The following is a 20,656-nucleotide window of genomic DNA, read 5'->3' as shown; positions in this document are numbered from 1 at the left end:
CCGACCGCGCGATCCCCAGTAGCGAAGGAAGTGGCATGCCAGGAGTGGACGGACGGGTCGTGGTCGTCAGCGGAGCGGGAGGTGGGCTGGGGCGTTCCTACGCGCTGGCCCTGGCCGGCGCCGGCGCACGCGTGGTGGTGAACGACCTGGGCGGGGCCCGCGACGGCTCGGGCTCGGGGTCCGCCATGGCCGACGAGGTCGTGGCGGAGGTCGTGGCAGCGGGCGGCGAGGCCGTCGCGAGCTACGACTCGGTGGCGACCCCGGAGGGTGCGGCGGCGATCGTGGCGACCGCGGTCGAGGCCTTCGGCGCGGTGCACGGCGTCGTCAACAACGCCGGGATCCTGCGGGACGCGTCGTTCGCCAAGATGGGCGTGGACGAGTGGACCGCGGTGCAGCAGGTGCACCTGGGTGGCGCTTTCAACCTCACCCGTGCGGCGTGGCCGCACTTCGTCGAGGCCGGCTTCGGTCGCGTCGTGATGGCGGCATCGACGAGCGGCCTCTTCGGCAACTTCGGGCAGGCCAACTACGGCGCCGCCAAGGCCGGGATGATCGGCCTCGCCGCGACGCTCGGGATCGAGGGTGCGCGCAAGGGCATCCGGGTCAACTCGATCGCCCCGATGGCGCGCACCCGGATGACCGAGGACGTGGCGCCCCCGGAGCTCCTCGAGCGACTGTCGCCCGCCTACGTCGCGCCCGTGGTCGTCCACCTGCTCTCCGAGGAGTGCCAGGAGACCGGGGCGACCTTCGTGGTCGGTGGTGGCGCTACCTACCGGGTCGCGCTCTTCCAGAACGAGGGCGTCACGTTCGCCGCTCCTCCCTCGGTCGACGAGGTGGCCGACCGGTGGGCGGAGATCGCCGGCCTCGGCGAGGTCGTGGAGGCCAGCAACCCGGTGGGGTGAGCGCGGGGGGAGGGGCGGTCACCGGCTGCCCCTCCCGGCCGCCGCCTCAGGCGTCGTCGGCCGACGCCTCCGTGCCGAAGATGCTCGCCGCCCAGATGTGGGTCATCGTCGTGTGCACCCGCACGGCGTCCTCCTCGTCCCCGCCCCGGCGGAGGTGGTGCTCGAGGGCGGAGGCGCCGAGGTCCACCAGTGACTCGGCCAGGTCGTCCGCCGTCGGCAGCGCGGGCCCGTCGAGGGCTTCGCCGGCCCCACGCACCGACCGGATGTAGTCGGCGAGGTAGGCCGAGCACCCGTTCAGCCAGTGCTCCCACGCGGCGGCGATCGTCGGTGTGCAGCGGTTGTCGAGCACGGCGAGGAACAGGGCGCGGTGCTCGCGCCACATGTGGAACGCCGTCGCGAGCGCCGCCGACATGGCGCCGCGAGGGTCGCCGTTGCGACTGAGCACCTCGTCGGCGCCGGCGACCTGCTGCTCGTAGCGAGCGGTCAGCAGGAGGCCGACGACCTCCTCGACCGAGGAGAAGGCGCGGGTGAAGTCCGCCTCCGCGAGACCGACGTGCCGGGCGACCTGGCCGGGGCTGAGCCGCTCCACGACCGTCGTCTCCAGGAGGTCCTCGACACCGGCCATCAGGAGGGAGCGGCGGGTCGAGGGCGAGATGGGCCGTCCTGGCGGGAGCGGCGTGGCCGCGTGGTTCCCGGCGACCTGGAGCCGGGGTCGGGGGGCGGTGCGGGTCACGGGGCCTCCTCGAGGGGATCGTGGCTGTCGGTCGGCGCCGCGGGCCCTCGACCCGGGCCCAGCGCTCGTGACGGCCGTCACAGGCTAGGGACCCGGGTGAGAGGCGTCAACGACGTCCGCGCCGGACGCCGCGGGCTCAGCGGCTCGCGATGTCGCGGCCGATGATCTCCTTCATGATCTCCGTCGTGCCGCCGTAGATCGTCTGGATGCGGGTGTCGACGTAGGCCTTGCCGACGGCGTACTCCCGCATGAACCCGTAGCCGCCGTGCAGCTGCAGGCACCGGTCGACGACCCGCTTCTGCAGCTCGCTGACGTACCACTTGCCCTTCGCCGCCTCGACGGGAGTCAGCTCGCCCGCGTTGTAGGCCAGCACCGACTGGTCGACGTAGGCCGTCGCGATGTCGACCTCCGTCTCGAGCTCGGCGAGCTCGAAGCGGGTCGCCTGGAAGTCGACGAGGCGTCGGTCGAAGGCCGTCCGGTCCTGGCAGTAGTCGATCGTCAGGTCGAGGATGGCCCGGGAGGTCGCGATGGCCTTGGCGGCGACCCCGAGCCGCTCGCGGGGCAGGTGGCTCATCAGGTACTGCAGTCCCTTGCCCTCCTCTCCCAGGAGGTTGGCGACCGGCACGCGCGCGTCGCTGAAGAACAGCTCGGCGGTGTCCTGCGACGGGAGGCCGATCTTGTCCAGCTTGCGACCGCGCTCGAATCCCGGGGTGCCGGCCTCGACCATGAGCAGGCTGAAGCCCCGCGACCCGGCGTCGGGGTCGGTGCGCACCGCCAGCACCACCAGGTCGGCCATGATGCCGCTGGAGATGAACGTCTTCTGCCCGTTCACGACGTAGTGGTCGCCGTCGCGCACCGCGCTCGTGCGGATGCCCTGCAGGTCGCTGCCCGTGCCGGGTTCCGTCATGGCCAACGCGCCGATGAACTCGCCGGACGCGACGCCCGGGAGCCACCGCTTCTTCTGCTCGTCGTCGGTGCGCGCCAGGGCGTAGGCGAGGAACAGGTCGTCCTGGAGGGCGACGGTGAGCCCGAACGAGAGGGCGTTGACGCGGGCGACCTCCTCGCAGACGACCATGCGGTAGCGGTAGTCCGTCACACCCGCCCCGCCGTGCTCCTCGGGGATCTGGATGCCGTAGAGACCGGCCTGGGCGGCCTTCGCGTAGACCTCCCGGGGGATCCAGCCCTCGTCGTCCCACCGGTCCTTGTGCGGCACGACCTCGCGGGCGAGGAACTCCCGCACGGTGCTGCGGTAGGCCTCGTGGTCGGCGTCATAGAGGTGGCGTTCCATCGGCTCAGATCCGCTCGATGATCGTGACGTTGGCCTGGCCGCCGCCCTCGCACATGGTCTGCAGGCCGTAGCGCCCTCCGGTGCGCTCGAGCTCGTGCAGCAGCGAGGTCATCAGGCGCGCCCCCGTGCAGCCGATGGGGTGCCCGAGGGCGATGGCGCCGCCGTTGGGGTTCACGCGCGCGGGGTCGGCGTTGAGCTCCTGGTTCCACGCGAGCACGACCGGGGCGAAGGCCTCGTTGATCTCGACGACGTCGATGTCGTCGATGGTGAGCCCGGCCTTGCGCAGCGCGTGCTGGGTCGCGGCGATCGGCGCCGACAGCATCATCACGGGGTCGTCGCCGCGCACCGACATGTGGTGGATGCGGGCGCGCGGGGTGAGGCCGTGCTCGGCCACGGCGCGCTCGGAGGCGACGAGCAGGGCGGCGGCGCCGTCCGAGATCTGGCTGGCCACCGCGGCGGTGAGCACCCCGTCGGGCACGAGGGTCTGCAGCGTCGCCATCTTCTCGAGGCTGGTGTCCCGGCGCGGGCCCTCGTCGACGGCCACGCCGGCGTACGGCGCGATCTCGCGCTCGAAGTGCCCCGCATCGATCGCGGCGATCGCCCGCTGGTGGCTCTGGTACGCCCAGGCCTCGCAGTCCTCGCGGGTCAGCTTCCAGTGGGCGGCCATCATCTCGGCGCCGCGGAACTGGGAGATCTCCTGCGTGCCGTAGCGGGCCTCCCAACCCCCGGAGCCGGTCCACGGGTCCGTCGACCCGTAGGGCTCGCCGGCGCCGAAGGCCGACAGGATGGGGAACTGGCTCATCTTCTGCACGCCGCCGGCCAGCACGAGGTCCTGCGTGCCGCTCATGACACCCATGGCGGCGAAGTGGACGGCCTGCTGCGCGGAGCCGCACTGGCGGTCGATGGTCACGCCGGGCACCGACTCGGGCAGACCGGCCGCCAGCGCGGCGGTGCGGGCGATGTCGCCCGCCTGGGAGCCGATGTTGTCGAGGCAGCCCAGGACGACGTCGTCGACGAGAGCAGCGTCCACACCGCTCCGCTCGGACAGCGTGCGCAGCACGTGGGCGGCCATGTCGGCCGGGTGGACGTCCTTCAGGCCGCCGCCACGACGCCCCACGGGCGTCCTGACGGCATCGACGATGTAGGCCTCGGTCATGTCTTCTCCTCGAGCTCGGGTTGGGGATGGTGATGGCGGTGGGGGTAGGTCACGGGTGGCCGCTGGGGTGCGGTGGCTGGAAGAGCCCTGCGCGCACGAGCTGCTGCGCGGTGGCGACGACGCTGTCGACGGAGATGCGCGGGGTGTACCACTCGGCGGCCCAGTTGAGCGCGCCGACGACGAGCATCCGGGCGACGCGCGCGTCGAGCCCCAGGCGGAGGTGGCCCTCGCTGGCCGCCCGCTGCAGCACCTCGCGCCACACGTCGTGGAAGGCTGCACTGTCCGCCCCGAGCTGGACGGCGATGGCCGGGGGCACGTGGCGGGCGTTGCGGGTCACGGCGGTCGCGTACGCCGACGAGTCGAGCTCGACGCGCAGGTGGGCCTCGACCATGGCGTCGACGGCGCGGCGGACGTCGGGCCCGGCGGCCGCCGCGGCCGCGGCGACCCGCTGCCGCACCAGCTGCTGGCCGGCGCTGAGAGCCGCCGCGACGAGGTCGTCCTTCGACGCGAAGTAGTGGTAGACGGCCGGTGGCCGGAGACCGGCGATGCGTGCCACCTCGGTGAGGCTCGTGCAGGCGAAGCCGCGGGTGCTCAGCACGTGTGCGGTGGTGTCGAGCAAGCGGTCGCGGGTTCCGGGGCCGTCGGCGGGAGCGGTCCGGGGACGACGGCGGTCGGTGCGCGGCACGGGCTCGCCTCCTCGTCGGCGGATCGGTTGACCTGGATCACAAATGACTCTAACTTAGATTCAAAAATTACGCACCAACCGCGAGAGGGAGCAGACGGTGAAGATCTATCGAGGGCTCGGCGAGTTCGCCGGCGCCGAGGGCGACGACCTGGGGACGTCCGACTGGGTCGTCGTCGACCAGGCGCGCATCGACACCTTCGCGGACGCGACGGGCGACCACCAGTGGATCCACGTCGACCCCGCGCGCGCCGCCACCGGTCCGTTCGGCGGCACCATCGCCCACGGCCTGCTCACGCTCGCGCTGCTCCCGACGCTCATCAACGGCCTCTACCGCGTCGACGACGTGACCATGGCCGTCAACTACGGCCTCGACAAGGTCCGGTTCCTCACGCCGGTCCCGGCCGGTAGCCGGATCCGTGCCACCAGCCGGGTGGCCCGCGTCGAGCGCCTCGAGGGCGCCGTCCAGGCCCTCTTCGAGACGACCATCGAGCTCGAGGGCGCCGCCAAGCCGGCGGCGGTCGTGCAGTCCATCGTGCGGTACGTCGCGTGACCCCCCTCCTCGCCGGCCGGCACGCGGTGGTCACGGGCGCCGCGCAGGGCATCGGCCTCGAGATCGCGACCCTGCTGGCGCGTCACGGCGCAGCCGTGGCGCTGGCCGACCTCGACGGCGACCGGGCCGCGGCTGCTGCCGCCACGCTCGCCGGCGAGGTCGACCGTCCTGTCCGGGGCGTCGCCTGCGACGTGACCGACGAGGCGTCGGTGGACGCCCTGGCGGCGACGGCACAGCAGGAGCTCGGCGGGCTCGACATCTGGGTCAACAACGCCGGGATCACGCGCGATGCATCGCTGCGGAAGATGGCGGTCGCCGACTTCGACGCCGTGGTGGCCGTGCACCTCAAGGGTGCCTGGCTGGGGGTGCGGGCCGCCAGCGCGCGCATGCGGGAGAGCGGGGGCGGCAGCATCGTCAACATCTCCTCGATGTCGGGGAAGATCGGCAACCCCGGCCAGACGAACTACAGCGCGGCGAAGGCCGGCGTCGTCGGGCTCACCAAGGCGGCGGCGAAGGAGCTGGCGCACCGCGGGGTGCGGGTCAACGCCGTCCAGCCCGGGCTGATCCGCACGCCGATGACGGCCGCCATGGCGGCCGAGGCGTTCGCGGCGACGGAGGCGACCATCCCCATGCGCCGGGCCGGTGAACCCGAGGAGGTGGCCGGGGCCGTGCTGTTCCTGGCCTCCGACCTGGCGAGCTACATGACGGGCACCGTGCTCGAGGTGGCCGGGGGGCGAGGGATGTGACCGGCGTCGAGCAGGCGGCGGACGAGCCGCAGGTCCTCGTCACGGTGGCCGACGGGATCGGCCGGGTCACCCTCAACCGGCCGGACGCGATGAACGCCGTGACGGTCGAGCTCGGACGTCAGCTCCACGAGGCACTGCTGGAGGTCGGCAACCGGTCCGACGTGCGGGTCGTCGTGGTGCGGGGAGCGGGTGGGAACTTCTCGGCCGGCGGCGACTTCGGCGAGGTCCAGCGCCTCCGGCCCGGCGGCACCGCCGCGCTCGAACCGCTCTTCCGCAACTTCGGCGCGGCCTGTCGGGTCATCGCCGGCCTCCCCGTGCCGGTCGTGGCCGTCGTCGAGGGCGTCGCCATGGCGGGGGGCTTCGAGCTGCTGCAGGCAGCCGACATCGCGCTCGTCCGCGACGACGCACGCCTGTGCGACAACCACGTCAACTTCGGACAGGTGCCGGGCGGTGGTGGCTCCCAGCGGCTCCCGCGCCTCGTCGGGCGCCGGCGGGCCCTGGGCCACCTGCTCACGGGCGCCCGCATCGACGGTCCCACGGCCGTCGCGTGGGGCCTCGCGTTCCGGTCGTTCGCGCCGGAGGAGTTCGAGGCCGGGGTGGAGGACGTGCTGGCACGGCTGGCGGCCCGGCGCCCCGACGCGGTCCGCAAGATCAAGGCGCTCGTGCACGAGGGGGCCGCCCTCGGGCTCGACGACGCCCTCGAGCTCGAGCTCGCGGTGGTCCTCGAGCACATCGCCGGGGACGCCGGCGGGGCGGGCGTGGAGGCGTTCACCGACGCCCGCACCGACGCCCGCACCGACATCCGCACCGACATCCGCACCGACATCCGCACCGACACCCGCAGCGGCACCGACAGCCGGACCGAGGAGGCCCGATGAGCACGCGCACGCTGGTGGGGGAGGGGCCGGTGCTCCTCGAGGTCGAGGACGGGATCGCCACGATCTGGCTCAACCGGCCCGAGGCGTCCAACAGCGTCGACGTCGAGCTGCTCCAGGCGCTGCACGCCGCCGCGTTGCGCTGCCACGCCGAGCCCGGCGTGCGCGTGGTCGTGCTCGCCGGCGCCGGCCGCAACTTCTGTGCGGGCGGGGACGTCAAGACCTTCGCCGCCAAGGGTGTCGCGCTGCCGGAGTACCTGCGGAGCGCGACGGCGTGGCTGCAGATCGCGACGTCGGCGCTCATCCAGCTGAAGGCGCCGGTCGTCGCCGCCGTGCAGGGCTTCGCCGCCGGCGGGGCGGGCTTCGGCCTGGTCTGCGCGGCCGACCTGGTCGTGGCCGCCGACGACGCCCGCTTCTTCTCGGGTGCCGTCCGGGTCGGCATGGCCCCCGATGCCGGCACGACGGTGACGCTCGGCCGCATCGTGGGCGTCCGCAAGGCACTCGAGATCCTGCTGACGAACCCGACGCTCTCCGCGGAGGACGCCCGCGGCCTGGGCATCGTCAACCGCGTCGTACCGGCTCGTGAGCTCCACGACGCGACCCGCGCCCTGGCGCGGGAGCTCGCCGCCCAGCCGCCCCTGGCACTGTCGGCCACGAAGCGGCTGGTCTGGGGCGGTCTCGGCTCCGGTGTCGAGGAACGACTGTCCGAAGAGGCACGGGTCGTGTCCGAGCTGTCGGGCACGGCGGACGCCCGGGAGGGGCTGGCCGCCGTCATCGAGCGCCGCGCCCCGAGGTTCACGGGCGCATGAGCGCGACGACCTCCGCCGCGCCGGTCCTCGTCTCCGACGTGGGCGAGAGCGGCGACGTGCGACTGCTGCTGCTCCACCGCCCGGCCACCCGGAACGCCATCGACCTGCCGCTCCGGGTGGCCCTGGCGGAGCAGCTCGAGCTCGCCGACGCGACCGCGTCGGTGCGCGTCGTCGTCATCGCCGGCGCCGACGGCGTGTTCTGCTCGGGCGGCGACATCTCGACGATGCAGCGCGCCTCCCGCGACGCCACGGTGCCGAGGGCCCAGGCTGCGCAACGGGTGGTGCGGGCGATCTGGTCCACGCCCAAGCCGGTGCTCGCCGCGGTCGAGGGGCCGGCGTACGGCGCGGGAACCGCCCTCGCCGCCGCGTGCGACCGCGTCGTCGCAGCGCGGGACGCGCGGTTCGCGACGACGTTCACGAGCGTCGGGCTCGCCGGCGACATGGGGATCTTCGCCTCGTTGCCGGCACGCGTCGGTGTCGCCCGCGCCCGCCAGATGCTGCTGCTGCCGACGCCGCTCGACGGCGCCGAGGCCCACGCGGCGGGGCTCGTCGACCGGGTCGTCGACCCCGGTGAGGCCGTGGCGTCCGCGATCGCCGACGCCGACCGCCTCGCGCAGGGTCCCCCGGAGGCCCTCGGTGTCATCAAGGCCATGTTCGCCCGCCCCCGCGACCCGGCCAGGGTGCTCGACCTCGAGGTCGAGCACCAGGCGCGCCTGTGGGACACCGACGACTTCGCCGAGGGCGTCGCCGCCTTCCGCGAGAAGCGTCGCCCTCGCTTCGGCGCCGCCCGACGCTGACGGTGGCCCCCCCGTCGCCGTCCCCGTCCCCGTCCCCGCTCCCCGTCCCGGCTTCCCGTCCCGTCCGCTCCCACCCCCCGTATCCCGGAGGTCCCGATGGTCCCCACCGCCGCCGAGGCCGTCACCTCGCCGCCCACCGTCGCCGACGGCGTCTCCTACCTGCCCGCCGACCGCAGCGTGGACCTCGTCGACCTGACGGTCGGCGGGCTCCTCGCCCTCCGGGCGGCGGAGCTGCCCGACCGCCCCGCGCTCGTCGGCGCCCGCCACGGCGACGGCCGCGAGGTGCGTCTGACCTACGCGGAGCTGCACGCGGAGGCCCGTCGGGTCGCCACCGCGCTGCTCCGGCTCGCCCGGCCGGGCGACCACGTCGCACTGTGGGCGCCGAGCGTCGTGGAGTGGCCCGTGGTCCAGTACGGCGCAGCGATCGCCGGCGTGCGTCTCGTGGCGCTCAACCCGGTGCTGCGCGACCGCGAGCTCGAGTACGCGCTGCGGCACTCGGGCAGCGCGGTGCTCCTCCACGCCGACAGGAGCCGTGACTACGACATGGCGGCCGTCGCCGGTCGGATGGCGGAGCTCTTCCCCGGGCTCACCGTCGTGAGTCTCCGCGAGCGGGACCGCTGGCGGGCGGACGAGGCGGACGAGGCGCTGCTCGCCGCGAGCCCCACCGACCCCGACCTGCCCGTGATGCTGCAGTACACCTCCGGCACCACGGGGAACCCCAAGGGCGTGCTGCTGCGGCACCGGTCCCTCGTCAACGTCGCCCGGCTCACGATGGAGCACGTCGGTGCGCCGGCGCAGGCGAAGGTCGTGAGCCCGCTGCCCATGTTCCACACCGCGGGGTGCGTCGTCAGCGTTCTCGGTCCCCTGTGGTCCGGGGGTGTCGTGCGCATCATCGAGCAGTTCGTGCCCTCGGTCGTCCTCGTCCACCTCCGCGCGGACGAGCCGGACGTGCTGCTGTTCGTCCCCGCCATCCTCGGTGCGCTCCTGGAGGCACAGCGCGCCGCCACCGAGCCCGCTCCTCGCCTGCCCCTCGTGATGGGCGGAGCCTCCAACCTCCCGGCGAGCATGATCGAGGCGGCGGAGCGGGTCTTCGGGGCCTCGGTCCTCAACATCTTCGGCCAGACCGAGCTGGCGCCGGTGCTGAGCGCCACGCGGCCCGACGACGACCGGCAGGACCAGCTGACGACGGTGGGCCACCCGCTGCCCCAGGTGGAGGTCAAGGTCGTGGACCCCGTGACCGGCGCGGTGGTGCCGGCCGGCGAGCGGGGGGAGATCTGTGCGCGCGGCTACCAGCAGCTCGTGGAGTACCTGCACGACCCGGCCGCGACGGCGGCGGCGGTCGACGGGGAGGGCTTCGTCCACACCGGGGACCTGGGCTCGATGGACGCGCGGGGCTACCTCACCGTGACCGGGAGGCTCAAGGACCTCATCATCCGAGGCGGGGAGAACATCGCCCCGGCCGAGATCGAGTCCGTCCTGGTCACCCATCCCGACGTCCTGGAGGCGGCGGTGCTCGGCCTGCCCGACGAGCGGCTGGGGGAGCAGGTGGGCGCGGTGGTGCGGCTGCGGGACGAGCGGGAGGGTCTGCTGGAGAGCCTGCGGACCCATGCGCGGGACCACCTCTCGCCCCACAAGGTGCCGGCGCGCTGGTTCGTCGCCGAGGCGCTCCCGGTGACCCCGACCGGGAAGGTGCAGAAGTTCCGGCTCGCGGACCAGCTGCGCGCGGGGGGCATCGACGGTCTCCGCGAGCTGGTCGGTTGAGCGCGGCCACCTTGCCGACCTCGACCTGGTGTTTTAATCTAATATGGATTAAGGAGTCCGCATGACATCGATCGTCGAGCGTCGAGCACGCCTCGCGGAGCGCTTCCCCGTGTGGGAGCCGCTCACCCTGGATGCCTGGTTCGACCGCTGCGCCGCGGCGTACCCCGACCGGCCGCTCGTGGTCACCGACCGTCGCACGGCGACGTACGCGGAGGTGGTCGCCGAGTCCCGGGAGCTGGCCCGCGGCCTGCGTGAGCTGGGGGTGCGCCGGGGCAGCCGGGTGGGCATGGTCCTGGCCAACGTCGCGGAGTTCGTGCCGCTGAAGATCGCCATCGCGCGGCTGGGCGCCGTCGCCATCCCGTTCAACTACCTCTACCGCCGCGACGAGCTCGCCTACGTGCTGGACCAGTCGGGCTGCGAGGTGCTGGTCACGATGGACGCGTTCTCGGGTCTCGACTACCTGCAGATGCTCGACGAGATCGTGCCGGCGTGGCGGGACCCCGCCTTCGCCGAGCGGCCCGCCGGGGCCGCGGGCCCCGAGGCCCTGCGACGGGTGGTGGTGCTCGCCCCCGACGGTTCCGTCGCCGACGGCCTCCTCTCGCTCGACGGTCTCCGTGAGCTCGGCCGAGCCGTCCCCGGCGAGCTGGAGCCGGCCGGCCACGGGCCCCACGACGTGGCCGACATGCTCTACACGTCGGGCTCGACCGGGTCGCCGAAGGGCGTGCTCGTCACCCACGACGCGGTGCTGCGCACCGCCTACGCGTCCGCGCTGACCCGCGCGTTCGGCGACGGCCGCCGGATCCTGTTCTCGCTGCCCTGCTACCACATGTTCGGGTACGTCGAGGGCATCCTGTCCTGCACCTTCGTCGGTGGTGCCGCGATCATGCAGACGTCCTTCTCCGCCACGGGCTACCTCGAGGGCATCGAGCGCCACCGGGCCGACGACATCCTCTGCGTGCCCACGATGGCGGTGGCGATGGTGGAGGCCCCCGATCGCGGTCGCTACGACCTGTCGTCGCTCGGGGCGGTCCTCTGCGGGTCCGCGCCGGCTCCGGTCTGGCTCTGGGAGACGGTCCGGGACGAGTTCGCGGTGAGCGAGATCGTCACCGGCTACGGCATGACCGAGTGCGGCGGGGCGATGACGCTCACGCTCCCCGAGGACGAGCTCGTCCTGACGTCGACGACGGTGGGGCGTCCGAAGCTCGCCGGGGCGGCCGGCGTGCCCGGGGCAGGCACGCTGTGCACCTACGTCACGGTCGATCCGCTCACGGGGGAGCCGCTCCCGTCGGGAGCGACCGGCGAGCTCGTGTCCGCCGGGCCGACGATGATGATCGGCTACCACGGCAAGCCCGAGGAGACCGCCGCCGCCATGCTCCCCGACGGCCGCGTGCGGTCCGGCGACCTCGGGCGGGTCGACGAGCGCGGCTACCTCGTGCTGACCGGCCGCAGCAAGGAGCTCTACAAGAGCGGCGGCGAGCTCGTCATGCCGAAGGAGGTCGAGGACGTCCTGGCGGCTCATCCGGCCGTGAGCCAGGTCTACGCCATCGGCCTCGTCGACGAGCGCTGGGGCGAGATCGGCTGCGCCGTGGTCGTGCGGGTGCCGGGTGCCACGGCGACCGAGGCCGACCTCCTGGCCCACGCCAAGGAGCGCCTGGCGCGGTTCAAGGTCCCCAAGCGCGTCGTCTTCCTCGACGCCGCCGACCTCCCGACCACGCCCACCGGCAAGGTCCAGAAGTTCCGGCTCGTCCAGAGCCTCGCGCACCACGAAGGAGTGCCGTCATGACCGCTGTGCCGACCACGTCGAGCGGGACCAGCACCCGCTACGACCGCCTGATCCTCCCCGACAGGGTCCACGGGTCGCTCTACACCGACCCCGCGATCTTCGCGGAGGAGCTGGCCAAGATCTGGCACACCACGTGGGTGTTCGTCGGGCACGAGAGCGAGGTCCCCCAGCCGAACGACTACGTCCGCAAGAAGCTCGCGATGCAGGACGTCGTCATGACGCGCGACAAGGACGGCGAGGTGCACCTGCTCCTCAACCGGTGCGCGCACCGGGGCAACCAGGTGTGCGACGACCAGAAGGGCAACTCCAGCTCCTTCCGCTGCCCCTACCACGGGTGGACCTTCCGCAACACCGGCGAGCTGCTGGGTTACCCCTACAACAAGGGGTACGGCGGGAAGAACAAGCTCGAGCTCGGCATGGGCCGCGTGCCGCGCGTCGCGTCGTACCAGGGGTTCGTGTTCGGCAGCTTCGCCGCCGACGGGCCGAGCCTCGAGGAGCACCTCGGTGCGGCGGCCGGTGAGATCGACCGCCTCGTCGGGCTCTCGCCCGAGGGCTCCGTGTCCTTGACGGCCGGGTGGCTCCAGCACAAGACCCGCGCCAACTGGAAGCTGCTCGCGGAGAACGAGACCGACGGCTACCACCCCCAGTTCGTGCACGGCTCGATCTTCGGGGTCACCGGCAGCCCCATCGGCGCCCTCTACAGCGATGCCTCGACCGCGGTCACCCGCAACCTCGGGGGCGGGCACTCGGAGAACGACCTGCGCCCGGAGTTCCGGGGCTTCGACGAGCCGATGCGCTGGTTCGGCACGACCCCGGACCGCGTCCCCGACTACGTCGCGCGCATGGAGGCGGCGTACGGCGACGACGCCCGCCGGCGCCTGGTGGAGGGGGCGCCCCACGTCATGGTGTTCCCCAACCTCTTCATCGCCGAGATCCAGGTGTTCAACATCCAGCCGGTGGCGACGGGCGAGTGCGTGCAGTACTCGACGGCCGTCCAGCTCGACGGCGCCCCGGAGCTGAACCGGCGGATGGTGTCGCAGTCGATCGGCTCCGTCGGACCCGCGGGGATGCTGCTCGCGGACGACACGGAGATGTACGAGCGCAACCAGCGCGGCGTCGAGGCCCTCCAGCCCGAGTGGCTGGAGGTGAGCCGCGGCCTCGTGCGCGAGCGGGTCGACGAGGACGGGTTCACGATCGGCGCCGCCACCGACGAGACGGGCATGCGCGGCTTCTGGAAGCACTACAAGTCCTTGATGGAGGCCTGATGACCGAGACCGCAGCCCCCCTGGCCGCCAGCGCGGCGACGACGGCCCGTCCGTCCACGGAGGGTGCCGGGCCCCTCGGGCCGGTCCCGGACGGGTGGACCCGCGCCGAGGTGGAGGACTTCCTCTACCGCGAGGCGCGTCTGGCGGACGAGAACGAGTACGACGCGTGGGAGGCGCTCTGGACCGACGACGCCCTCTACTGGGTGCCGGCGGGCGGTCCCGGCACCGACCCCCTCAGCGAGGTGTCGATCATCTTCGACAACCGCAACCGCATCGCGACCCGGATGAAGCAGGTGCGCACGGGCAAGCGCTATGCCCAGGCCCCGCCGTCCCACCTGCGTCGTGTCGTGGGCAACGTCGAGCTGCTGGGCGGTCGGCCCAACCACGCGGGTGGGGTGGACCTCGAGGTGGGCGCCAACTTCCTCGCCGTCGAGTCGAAGCCGCGCGGCAACGAGCTGTGGGCGGGCCGCACGACCTACCGGCTCCGTCGGCAGCCCGGCCCCGACGGCGCGGCCGAGATCCGCCTCGCGTTCAAGAAGGTCGTGCTGGTCGACAACGACAAGCCCGTCCCGACGCTCGCGTTCCTCGTGTGAGCCCGCGCCCCCCGACCCCCCGAGGAGAAGTGACATGACCGATCCCGCGATCCCCGACCCGTCCGCCGGCCCCCAGCACGACATCGTGGCCGGAGGCTCGATGCGCACCGGCCGCTTCGTCGTGCCCGGTGTCGGGCCGGTGGTGGAAAGCGAGTTCGCCAGCGTGTCCGTGGACCTCGACCACGAGGGGAACTCGGTGCGCCTCCGCATCGAGGACCTGCGCACGGGGCGCGTCCGCCACCTCGACGCGTTGGAGCTCGAGGCGGTGGTGTGGCTGCCCGAGGGGCACCTGACGCAGCTGCTCGACCCGTCGTCCGACCGGTGGCGGGGGTGAACGCGACCCCCGTCGCGTCCTCGGCCTCCGACCTCGACCTCGCGGCGCTCCTGCGCCCGGGTGACACCGTCGTGTGGGGCCAGGCCTGCGCCGAGCCCCGCAGCCTCGTGCGGCGCCTGATCGAGCAGGCACCGCAGGTGGGTGGTCTGCGCTGCTTCGTGGGCATCCCGGCGGCGTCCGAGCTCACCGCGACGACGCTGCCGCCGGACGGCTCGCTCGCGGTGCACTCCTACTGCGGCGCCGGCTCCAACGCTCGGCTCCACGCGGAGGGACGTCTGGAGATCTGGCCGGTCCACTACTCGGCGCTGCCGCAGCTGCTGACGACGGGGGGACTGGCCGCCGACGTGGTGCTCGTCCAGGTGTCGGAGGCCGGGCCCGACGGCCGGCACAGCCTGGGGCTGGCCGACGACTACTTCTCCGCGGCGCTCGGGAACGCGCGGGTGGTCATCGCCGAGATCAACCCCCACGTGCCGGCCACCCCCGGTGCCCGCACCGTGGCCCCCGGCGACTGGACGGCGGCCGTCCGCTCCGCGGAGCCACCGGGGGAGATGGCACCGGCGACGCCGACCGCCCAGGTCGACGCGGTCGCCCGCCGGGTCGCGGAGCTCGTCCCCGACGGCGCCACCCTGCAGTTCGGGATCGGCGGGCTGCCCGAGGCCGTGCTCCGGCACCTGCACGGCCACCGCGACCTCGGCATCCACTCCGGCATCGTCAACGACGCGGCCCTCGACCTGGTGCTCGCCGGCGTCGCGACCGGTCGCCGCAAGTCGCTCGACCGCGGCGCGGTGGTCGGCGGCCTCCTCGGCGGCACCCGGCGCCTCTTCGCCTGGGCGGACCGCAACCCCGGGATGGCGCTGCGCCCCACGACGTACACCCACGACCCCCGGGTGCTGGCCGCCAGCCACCGGCTGGTGGCGGTCAACGCCGCGATCGAGGTGGACCTGACCGGGGCGGTCAACGCGGAGTCCGCGGGCGGACGGTACGTCGGCGCGGTCGGCGGGGCGGTCGACTTCCTGCGGGGAGCCCACGCCTCGCCCGGGGGCGTGCCGGTCGTCGCGCTCCCGTCCACCGCCGGGGAGCGCAGCCGGATCGTGCACCGCCTCGGCGGCCCCACCTCGACCCCCCGCTGCGAGCCGCTGGTGGTCGTCACCGAGCACGGCGTCGCGGACCTCCGCGGGCTTCCCCTGGGCCAGCGGGTCGAGCGGATGCTGGCGATCGCCGACCCCGCCCACCGGGCCCGTCTCGAGGCCGAGGCGGCCGGCCTGCTGGCCCACGCCTGAACCGTCCCCTGCCGCCCTGGCAGCCCACCGTCACACCCACGAGGAGCAGTGATGCGACGCGTCGCGATCGTCCAGCCCCTCCGCACGCCCGTCGGGGCGTTCGGGGGAACCCTCCGCCCGGTCCGCGCGGAGGACCTCGCCGCCCACGTCGTGCGCGCCGTGGTCGACCGTTCCGGCGTCGACCCCGAGCGCATCGACGAGGTCGTGCTCGCGCAGTCCTACGCGAGCTCCGAGGCGCCGTGCATCGGTCGGTGGGTCGCCCTCCACGCGGGTCTTCCCGTGACGGTGCCCGGCTACCAGGTCGACCGCCGCTGCGGCGGCGGACTGCAGGCGGTGATCGACGCGGCGATGGCCGTGCAGACCGGCGCCGCGGACGTCGTCGTGGCCGGCGGCGTCGAGTCGATGAGCACGATCGAGCACTACACGACGACCGCCCGCTGGGGCTCGCGCTCGGGCAACCAGGTGCTCTACGACCGGCTCGACCGAGGCCGGGAGCGCTCGCAGCCGGAGTGGAGGTTCGGCCCGATCAGCGGCATGGTCGAGACGGCCGAGAACCTCGCCGAGCAGCACGCGATCGCGCGGGAGGCAGCTGACGCGTTCGCGGCCCGCAGCCACGCCCGCGCGGCCACCGCGTGGAACGAGGGCCGGTTCGACGCCGAGGTGGTGCCCGTCGAGGTGCCCCAGCGCCGGGGCGATGCCGTCGTGCTCGACCGCGACGAGGGCGTGCGTCCCGACACGACGCCCGAGACGTTGGCCCGCCTCCGGCCGTTGCTGCCCGACGGCACCGTGACGGCCGGCAACTCCAGCCAGCAGAACGACGCGGCGGCTGCCTGCCTCGTGGTCGCCGAGGACGTGCTCGACGAGCTCGGCCTGGAGCCGATGGGGTGGTTCCTCGGGTGGGCGGCCGCCGGCTGCGAGCCGGCGACGATGGGCATCGGTCCGGTGCCCGCGACGCGCAGGCTGTTCGCCCGCACCGGCCACTCCTTCGACGACCTGGCCCTCATCGAGCTCAACGAGGCGTTCGCCGTGCAGGCGCTCGCGGTGCTCCAGGGCTGGGAGGTGCCGCTCGACGAGGTGGAGGACCGGCTCAACGTCAACGGCTCCGGGATCTCGCTCGGTCACCCCATCGGGGCCACCGGGGTCCGGATGCTGACGACCATGCTGCACGAGCTGGGGCGGCGCGGCGGCGGGCTCGGGCTCGAGACGATGTGCATCGGTGGCGGCCAGGGTCTCGCTGCGCTGTTCGAGGGGGTGGGCCGATGAGCGCCACGTCGCTGGGGCGGGTGCTGGCGCACGGCTCCCACGTCCCGGTCCAGCGCCTGGGCGCCGACGCCGGGATCCGCGGGCGGCGGGTGGTCGCCTCCTTCGACGAGGACGCCACGACGATGGCCGTGGCCGCTGCCCGCGCGGCGCTGGCCCTCGCGGGTCCGGAGGCATCGGCGGCGGTGCCCGCGGCGTACCTCGTGACCGCGACGCCGCCCTACCTCGACAAGACCAACGCCTCGGCGCTCCACGCAGCGCTGCGGTTGCCTGCCTCCGCGTTCGCCGGGGACGTCGTGGGCTCGCCCCGCTCCGTCTTCGCCGCGCTCCGGGCCGCGCTGGCGACCGGCGGGCTCGTCGCCGCTGGCGACGTGCGGGTCGGTCGCCCCGGGTCGGGGGACGAGCGCACGGGAGCCGACTACGGAGCGGCGCTGCTGCTCGCCCCGCCAGGAGCGACCGTGACCGCCGACGAGGTCGTCGCCGACGTCCTCGCTCTCGGGGCGACCACCGAGGAGCTGCTCGACCGGTGGCGGCTGCCGTCGGCGCCGACGGCCGAGGTCTGGGAGGAGCGCTTCGGCTTCGAGCGGTACGCCGCGCTCGTCCGTGCCACAGCGGCCGAGGCGCTGCGGCAGGCCGGCATCGCCGCAGCCGACCACGTCGTCGTCACCAGCCCCAACGCCGCGGTCACCAAGCGGGCAAGGGCCCTGCTCGAGGGCGCTCGGCCGACGCCGCTGGGTCACGCAGGAGCCACCGACCCGCTCCTCGCCGTCGCCGCGGCCCTCGACGTGGCCACGCCCGGCGAGACGGTGCTCGTGGTGTCGGCCGCCGACGGTTGCGACGCGGTGGTGCTGCGGGCCGGTCCGGCGCTGGCCCGGCGGCGACCGTCCGCGGTGGCCGCGCAGGCCGAGGGCGGGACCGAGGTGCGCCACACGACGTACCTCGCCTGGCGGGGGCTGCTGGAGCGTGAGCTGCCGCGCCGACCCGAGCCCGACCGCCCCGCGGCCCCGGCGTCGGCGCGGGCAGTGGCGTGGAAGTTCGGCTTCGTGGGCGCGGCCTGCACCGTCTGCGGGTTCGTCCACCTCCCGCCGGTGCGGGTGTGCCGCTCCTGCGGCGCCACCGATGCGATGGCGCCGGTCGACGCGGCCGACCTGCGCGGCACCGTCGCGACCTCCACGGTAGATCGCCTCGCCTACTCGCCCTCGCCCCCGGTCGTCGACGTCGTGGTCGACCTGGACGGCGGTGGTCGCTGCACCCTCGAGGTGGCGGACGCGGACCCGGCCACGGTCGGGGTCGGCAGCCGGGTCGATCTCGTCTTCCGCCGCCTGTCCACGGCCGGTGGCGTGCACAACTACTTCTGGAAAGCGCGGGTCCTGCCCGCCGCACCGACCGAGGAGGACGCGTGAGCCGAGGGATCGCCGACAAGGTCGCTGTCGTCGGCATGGGGTGCACCCGGTTCGGAGAGCTGTGGGACCGCTCCACCGACGACCTGCTCGTCGAAGCGGTGGGGGAGGCACTCGGCTCCGCCGGGATCTTCCGCGACGACGTCGACGCGTGGTGGCTGGGCACGCTGGGGTCCGGTCAGTCGGGTCTCACGCTCAGCCGGCCGCTCGGCATCGAGTACAAGCCCGTGACCCGTGTCGAGAACTACTGCGCCACCGGGTCCGAGTCGTTCCGCAACGCCTGCTACGCGGTGGCCTCGGGTGCCTACGACCGGGTGGTGGCGGTCGGCGTCGAGAAGCTGAAGGACTCGGGCTTCTCCGGGCTCCTGCGAGCCGACCCGCCCGCCGACGGGACCGCGTCGGAGCTGTCGGTGACGGCTCCGGCCGCCTTCTCGCTGCTCGACCCGGCCTACTGCGCCCGCCACGGCGTCGACCCCGGCGACATGCGCGCGGCGATGACCCACGTCGCGTGGAAGAACCACGTCAACGGCGCGCGCAACCCCAAGGCGCAGTTCCGGGCGGAGGTCTCCCGCGAGAAGATCGAGTCCGCCCCGAAGGTCGCGGGACGCCTCGGCGTGCTCGACTGCTCGGGGGTGTCCGACGGTGCGGCCGCCGCCCTCGTCGTGCGGGCGGAGGACGCCTACGACTACACGGACCGTCCGGTCTTCGTGAAGGCCCTCGCACTGGCGGCCGGCCCGATGCGTGGGGGCATGGACCCCGACTACGACTTCACGTCCTTCCCCGAGGTGCGCCACGCCGCGCGGGACGCCTACGCCCAGGCGGGGATCACGGATCCCCGTCGGCAGCTGTCTCTCGCCGAGGTGCACGACTGCTTCACGCCGACCGAGGTCGTGCTGATGGAGGACCTGGGGTTCAGCGACGGCGGCCGCGCGTGGCGCGACGTGCTCGAGGGGCACTTCGACGCCGACGGCCGACTCCCGGTCAACGTCGACGGAGGGCTCAAGTCGTTCGGTCACCCGGTCGGGGCGAGCGGGTTGCGGATGCTCTACGAGGCCTGGCTCCAGCTGCGCGGCGACGCGGGCCCGCGCCAGCTGGACGACCCGCGCACCGCCCTCACCCACAACCTGGGCGGGCGTCCCGGCGGGTGCGTCTCCTTCGTGTCCGTCGTCGGGCGGGAGCCGGGACCCTGCTGATCCCGTCCGGATCCCTTGACCTGCCGGTGGCATTTAATCTATCTTCAAAAAAGGAGGTGTCATGGACGAGCACGAGGTAGCGGCCCTGGTGGCGCGGTTTTACGGCGCTCTAGCGGCCGGGGACCGGGACGCCCTGGACGTCGTCCTGGCCGAGGACTTCTCCGGCCGGTTCGCGACCGGGATGCCGCTCGGCATCGGCGGGCGCGAGCACGACCGCACGTCCATGCGCGAGCACGGGTGGTGGACCATCGGGCGCCACTTCGCGGTGACGCCCGAACCCGCCGACATCGTCGTCGGGTCCGGTGGCCGCGTCGCGGTGACGGGGACCTACCGCGGCTCCGCGCGTCGCGGCGGGCCGGTCGAGGCGGCGTACGTCCACGTCCTCCAGGTCGAGGGCGGCCGGATCCGGCGCCTCGAGCAGGTGACCGACACGGCGGCGTGGCGGGACGCGCTGGGCTCGCCGCTCGCGACCATCGACCTCGAGGTCGCGGACGGCGTGGCCGTCGTGCGGCTCGACCGCCCCGAGGTCCGCAACGCCATCGACCTGCGGCTGGCCCAGGAGTGGCTGGTCGTCGTGGAACGGATCGTCGCCGACCCCGCCGTGCGGGCCGTGCTGGTCTGTGGCGCGGGCAGCGACCTGACGGTCGGCGGCGACATCGCCTACTTCGGCGGGGTGGCGGCCGAGGACCTGCCCGACCTCCTCGCCCGCATGGTCACCCCCTTCCACGAGGGCTTCAGCCGGCTCGCCCGGCACGGCGTGCCGGTCGTGACGGCGGCCCAGGGATCGACGGCCGGCGGCGGCCTGGGGTTCGTCTACGCCGCGGACGTCGTCCTCGCCGCCCCCGATGCCCGCTTCGTGACCGCCTTCGGTGCCCTCGGCCTCAGTGGCGACGGCGGCAGCTCGTGGCACCTGCCGCGCCGCATCGGCGCCCTCCGCGCGGCGCAGGTGCTGCTGGAGAACCGCCCCATCTCCGCGGAGGAGGGCCTGGCGTGGGGACTCGTGTCCGAGATCGTGCCGGCCGACCGGCTGCAGGACGTCGCCCTCGAGCGCGCGCGCCGGCTCGCCGCGGGGCCGACGCGCGCCCACGCCTCCATGCGGGCCCTGCTCCGCGACGCGTGGACCCGCAGCCAGTCCGACCACCTCCGCGAGGAGATCGACCAGCTGCGGCTCACCGCGGCCACCCGTGACGCCCAGGGGGCGATCGCGGCCTTCCGCCTCAAGCAGCGACCCACCTTCGAAGGAGCCTGA

At 73.8% G+C, this 20,656-nt stretch carries 20 protein-coding genes; 16 read left to right on the top strand and 4 right to left on the bottom strand.

Annotated elements, in window-relative coordinates:
• The first annotated feature begins 35 nt into the window (after positions 1–35).
• The gene (locus tag G3T38_RS05000) at positions 36–899 is read left to right on the top strand and encodes an SDR family NAD(P)-dependent oxidoreductase (protein WP_163770961.1); all 864 of its coding nucleotides are present in this window, start codon (positions 36–38) and stop codon (positions 897–899) included.
• Between the two features lie 46 nt (positions 900–945).
• Here G3T38_RS05000 and G3T38_RS04995 read toward each other — a convergent pair whose 3' ends face one another.
• The 4 genes from G3T38_RS04995 to G3T38_RS04980 form a co-directional block, all read right to left on the bottom strand.
• Complete coding sequence (locus G3T38_RS04995) at positions 946–1,632, bottom strand: TetR/AcrR family transcriptional regulator (protein ID WP_163770960.1); 687 nt, start codon at positions 1,630–1,632, stop codon at positions 946–948.
• A gap of 136 nt (positions 1,633–1,768) precedes the next feature.
• Positions 1,769–2,920 carry an acyl-CoA dehydrogenase family protein gene (locus G3T38_RS04990; protein ID WP_163770959.1) on the bottom strand — a complete coding sequence of 384 codons (1,152 nt, stop codon included), beginning with the start codon at positions 2,918–2,920 and terminating at the stop codon, positions 1,769–1,771.
• Positions 2,921–2,924: 4 nt separating this feature from the next.
• Positions 2,925–4,076 carry an acetyl-CoA C-acetyltransferase gene (locus G3T38_RS04985; RefSeq protein WP_163770958.1) on the bottom strand — a complete coding sequence of 384 codons (1,152 nt, stop codon included), beginning with the start codon at positions 4,074–4,076 and terminating at the stop codon, positions 2,925–2,927.
• Positions 4,077–4,125: 49 nt separating this feature from the next.
• Entirely contained in the window at positions 4,126–4,761 is a 636-nt protein-coding gene (locus G3T38_RS04980) for a TetR-type transcription factor C-terminal domain-containing protein (protein ID WP_163770957.1), read from the bottom strand.
• A 97-nt stretch (positions 4,762–4,858) separates the two neighbouring features.
• Between G3T38_RS04980 and G3T38_RS04975 the strand changes: the two genes are divergently transcribed.
• From G3T38_RS04975 to G3T38_RS04905, 15 genes are all read left to right on the top strand, one after another.
• Positions 4,859–5,311, top strand: coding sequence for a MaoC/PaaZ C-terminal domain-containing protein (locus G3T38_RS04975; protein ID WP_163770956.1), 453 nt, complete (start codon positions 4,859–4,861; stop codon positions 5,309–5,311).
• Positions 5,308–6,057: a 3-oxoacyl-ACP reductase FabG gene (gene fabG / locus G3T38_RS04970; RefSeq protein WP_163770955.1), complete on the top strand. Its 750-nt coding sequence runs from the start codon at positions 5,308–5,310 to the stop codon at positions 6,055–6,057. Before G3T38_RS04975 ends, fabG begins: the two co-directional genes overlap by 4 nt.
• Entirely contained in the window at positions 6,054–6,935 is an 882-nt protein-coding gene (locus tag G3T38_RS04965) for an enoyl-CoA hydratase-related protein (RefSeq protein WP_206675782.1), read from the top strand. Before fabG ends, G3T38_RS04965 begins: the two co-directional genes overlap by 4 nt.
• Positions 6,932–7,741 (top strand): enoyl-CoA hydratase/isomerase family protein, encoded by an 810-nt coding sequence (locus tag G3T38_RS04960; protein ID WP_163770954.1) that lies wholly within the window; start codon positions 6,932–6,934, stop codon positions 7,739–7,741. The genes G3T38_RS04965 and G3T38_RS04960 overlap by 4 nt, the downstream gene beginning before the upstream one ends.
• Positions 7,738–8,538 carry an enoyl-CoA hydratase/isomerase family protein gene (locus G3T38_RS04955; protein WP_163770953.1) on the top strand — a complete coding sequence of 267 codons (801 nt, stop codon included), beginning with the start codon at positions 7,738–7,740 and terminating at the stop codon, positions 8,536–8,538. Before G3T38_RS04960 ends, G3T38_RS04955 begins: the two co-directional genes overlap by 4 nt.
• A gap of 96 nt (positions 8,539–8,634) precedes the next feature.
• Positions 8,635–10,299 (top strand): class I adenylate-forming enzyme family protein, encoded by a 1,665-nt coding sequence (locus G3T38_RS04950; protein WP_163770952.1) that lies wholly within the window; start codon positions 8,635–8,637, stop codon positions 10,297–10,299.
• A 61-nt stretch (positions 10,300–10,360) separates the two neighbouring features.
• Positions 10,361–12,082 (top strand): class I adenylate-forming enzyme family protein, encoded by a 1,722-nt coding sequence (locus tag G3T38_RS04945; RefSeq protein WP_163770951.1) that lies wholly within the window; start codon positions 10,361–10,363, stop codon positions 12,080–12,082.
• Positions 12,079–13,347 (top strand): aromatic ring-hydroxylating oxygenase subunit alpha, encoded by a 1,269-nt coding sequence (locus G3T38_RS04940; protein ID WP_163770950.1) that lies wholly within the window; start codon positions 12,079–12,081, stop codon positions 13,345–13,347. The genes G3T38_RS04945 and G3T38_RS04940 overlap by 4 nt, the downstream gene beginning before the upstream one ends.
• Positions 13,347–13,940, top strand: coding sequence for an aromatic-ring-hydroxylating dioxygenase subunit beta (locus G3T38_RS04935; RefSeq protein ID WP_163770949.1), 594 nt, complete (start codon positions 13,347–13,349; stop codon positions 13,938–13,940). Before G3T38_RS04940 ends, G3T38_RS04935 begins: the two co-directional genes overlap by 1 nt.
• Positions 13,941–13,974: 34 nt before the next feature.
• The gene (locus tag G3T38_RS04930; protein ID WP_241728468.1) at positions 13,975–14,274 is read left to right on the top strand and encodes a hypothetical protein; all 300 of its coding nucleotides are present in this window, start codon (positions 13,975–13,977) and stop codon (positions 14,272–14,274) included.
• Complete coding sequence (locus tag G3T38_RS04925; RefSeq protein WP_163770948.1) at positions 14,271–15,554, top strand: acetyl-CoA hydrolase/transferase family protein; 1,284 nt, start codon at positions 14,271–14,273, stop codon at positions 15,552–15,554. The genes G3T38_RS04930 and G3T38_RS04925 overlap by 4 nt, the downstream gene beginning before the upstream one ends.
• 51 nt (positions 15,555–15,605) lie before the next feature.
• On the top strand, positions 15,606–16,817 hold the full coding sequence (locus G3T38_RS04920) for an acetyl-CoA C-acetyltransferase (RefSeq protein ID WP_163770947.1): 1,212 nt from the start codon (positions 15,606–15,608) through the stop codon (positions 16,815–16,817).
• Positions 16,814–18,217, top strand: coding sequence for an OB-fold domain-containing protein (locus G3T38_RS04915; protein WP_174267610.1), 1,404 nt, complete (start codon positions 16,814–16,816; stop codon positions 18,215–18,217). The genes G3T38_RS04920 and G3T38_RS04915 overlap by 4 nt, the downstream gene beginning before the upstream one ends.
• A complete protein-coding gene (locus tag G3T38_RS04910) occupies positions 18,214–19,407 on the top strand; it encodes an acetyl-CoA acetyltransferase (RefSeq protein WP_206675781.1) in 1,194 nt (397 codons plus the stop codon). Before G3T38_RS04915 ends, G3T38_RS04910 begins: the two co-directional genes overlap by 4 nt.
• Before the next feature lie 61 nt (positions 19,408–19,468).
• A complete protein-coding gene (locus G3T38_RS04905; protein WP_163770946.1) occupies positions 19,469–20,656 on the top strand; it encodes an enoyl-CoA hydratase-related protein in 1,188 nt (395 codons plus the stop codon).

The organism is Nocardioides zeae (assembly GCF_010686755.1).
GTDB classification, from domain to species: Bacteria; Actinomycetota; Actinomycetes; order Propionibacteriales; family Nocardioidaceae; genus Nocardioides; species Nocardioides zeae.
Note: the sequence above shows the minus strand (reverse complement) of the source record. Positions and strands in the feature narration are given on the sequence as shown.

What these genes read in the sequence shown, in the direction of transcription:
- G3T38_RS04920 (WP_163770947.1), top strand. Translation starts at nt 15,606, where the DNA reads ATGCGACGCGTCGCGATCGTCCAGCCCCTCCGCACGCCCGTCGGGGCG.
- G3T38_RS04990 (WP_163770959.1), bottom strand. Translation starts at nt 2,920, where the DNA reads ATGGAACGCCACCTCTATGACGCCGACCACGAGGCCTACCGCAGCACC.
- G3T38_RS04935 (WP_163770949.1), top strand. Translation starts at nt 13,347, where the DNA reads ATGACCGAGACCGCAGCCCCCCTGGCCGCCAGCGCGGCGACGACGGCC.
- G3T38_RS04950 (WP_163770952.1), top strand. Translation starts at nt 8,635, where the DNA reads ATGGTCCCCACCGCCGCCGAGGCCGTCACCTCGCCGCCCACCGTCGCC.
- G3T38_RS04930 (WP_241728468.1), top strand. Translation starts at nt 13,975, where the DNA reads ATGACCGATCCCGCGATCCCCGACCCGTCCGCCGGCCCCCAGCACGAC.
- G3T38_RS04940 (WP_163770950.1), top strand. Translation starts at nt 12,079, where the DNA reads ATGACCGCTGTGCCGACCACGTCGAGCGGGACCAGCACCCGCTACGAC.
- G3T38_RS04915 (WP_174267610.1), top strand. Translation starts at nt 16,814, where the DNA reads ATGAGCGCCACGTCGCTGGGGCGGGTGCTGGCGCACGGCTCCCACGTC.
- G3T38_RS04960 (WP_163770954.1), top strand. Translation starts at nt 6,932, where the DNA reads ATGAGCACGCGCACGCTGGTGGGGGAGGGGCCGGTGCTCCTCGAGGTC.
- G3T38_RS04955 (WP_163770953.1), top strand. Translation starts at nt 7,738, where the DNA reads ATGAGCGCGACGACCTCCGCCGCGCCGGTCCTCGTCTCCGACGTGGGC.
- G3T38_RS04905 (WP_163770946.1), top strand. Translation starts at nt 19,469, where the DNA reads ATGGACGAGCACGAGGTAGCGGCCCTGGTGGCGCGGTTTTACGGCGCT.
- G3T38_RS04985 (WP_163770958.1), bottom strand. Translation starts at nt 4,076, where the DNA reads ATGACCGAGGCCTACATCGTCGATGCCGTCAGGACGCCCGTGGGGCGT.
- G3T38_RS04945 (WP_163770951.1), top strand. Translation starts at nt 10,361, where the DNA reads ATGACATCGATCGTCGAGCGTCGAGCACGCCTCGCGGAGCGCTTCCCC.
- G3T38_RS05000 (WP_163770961.1), top strand. Translation starts at nt 36, where the DNA reads ATGCCAGGAGTGGACGGACGGGTCGTGGTCGTCAGCGGAGCGGGAGGT.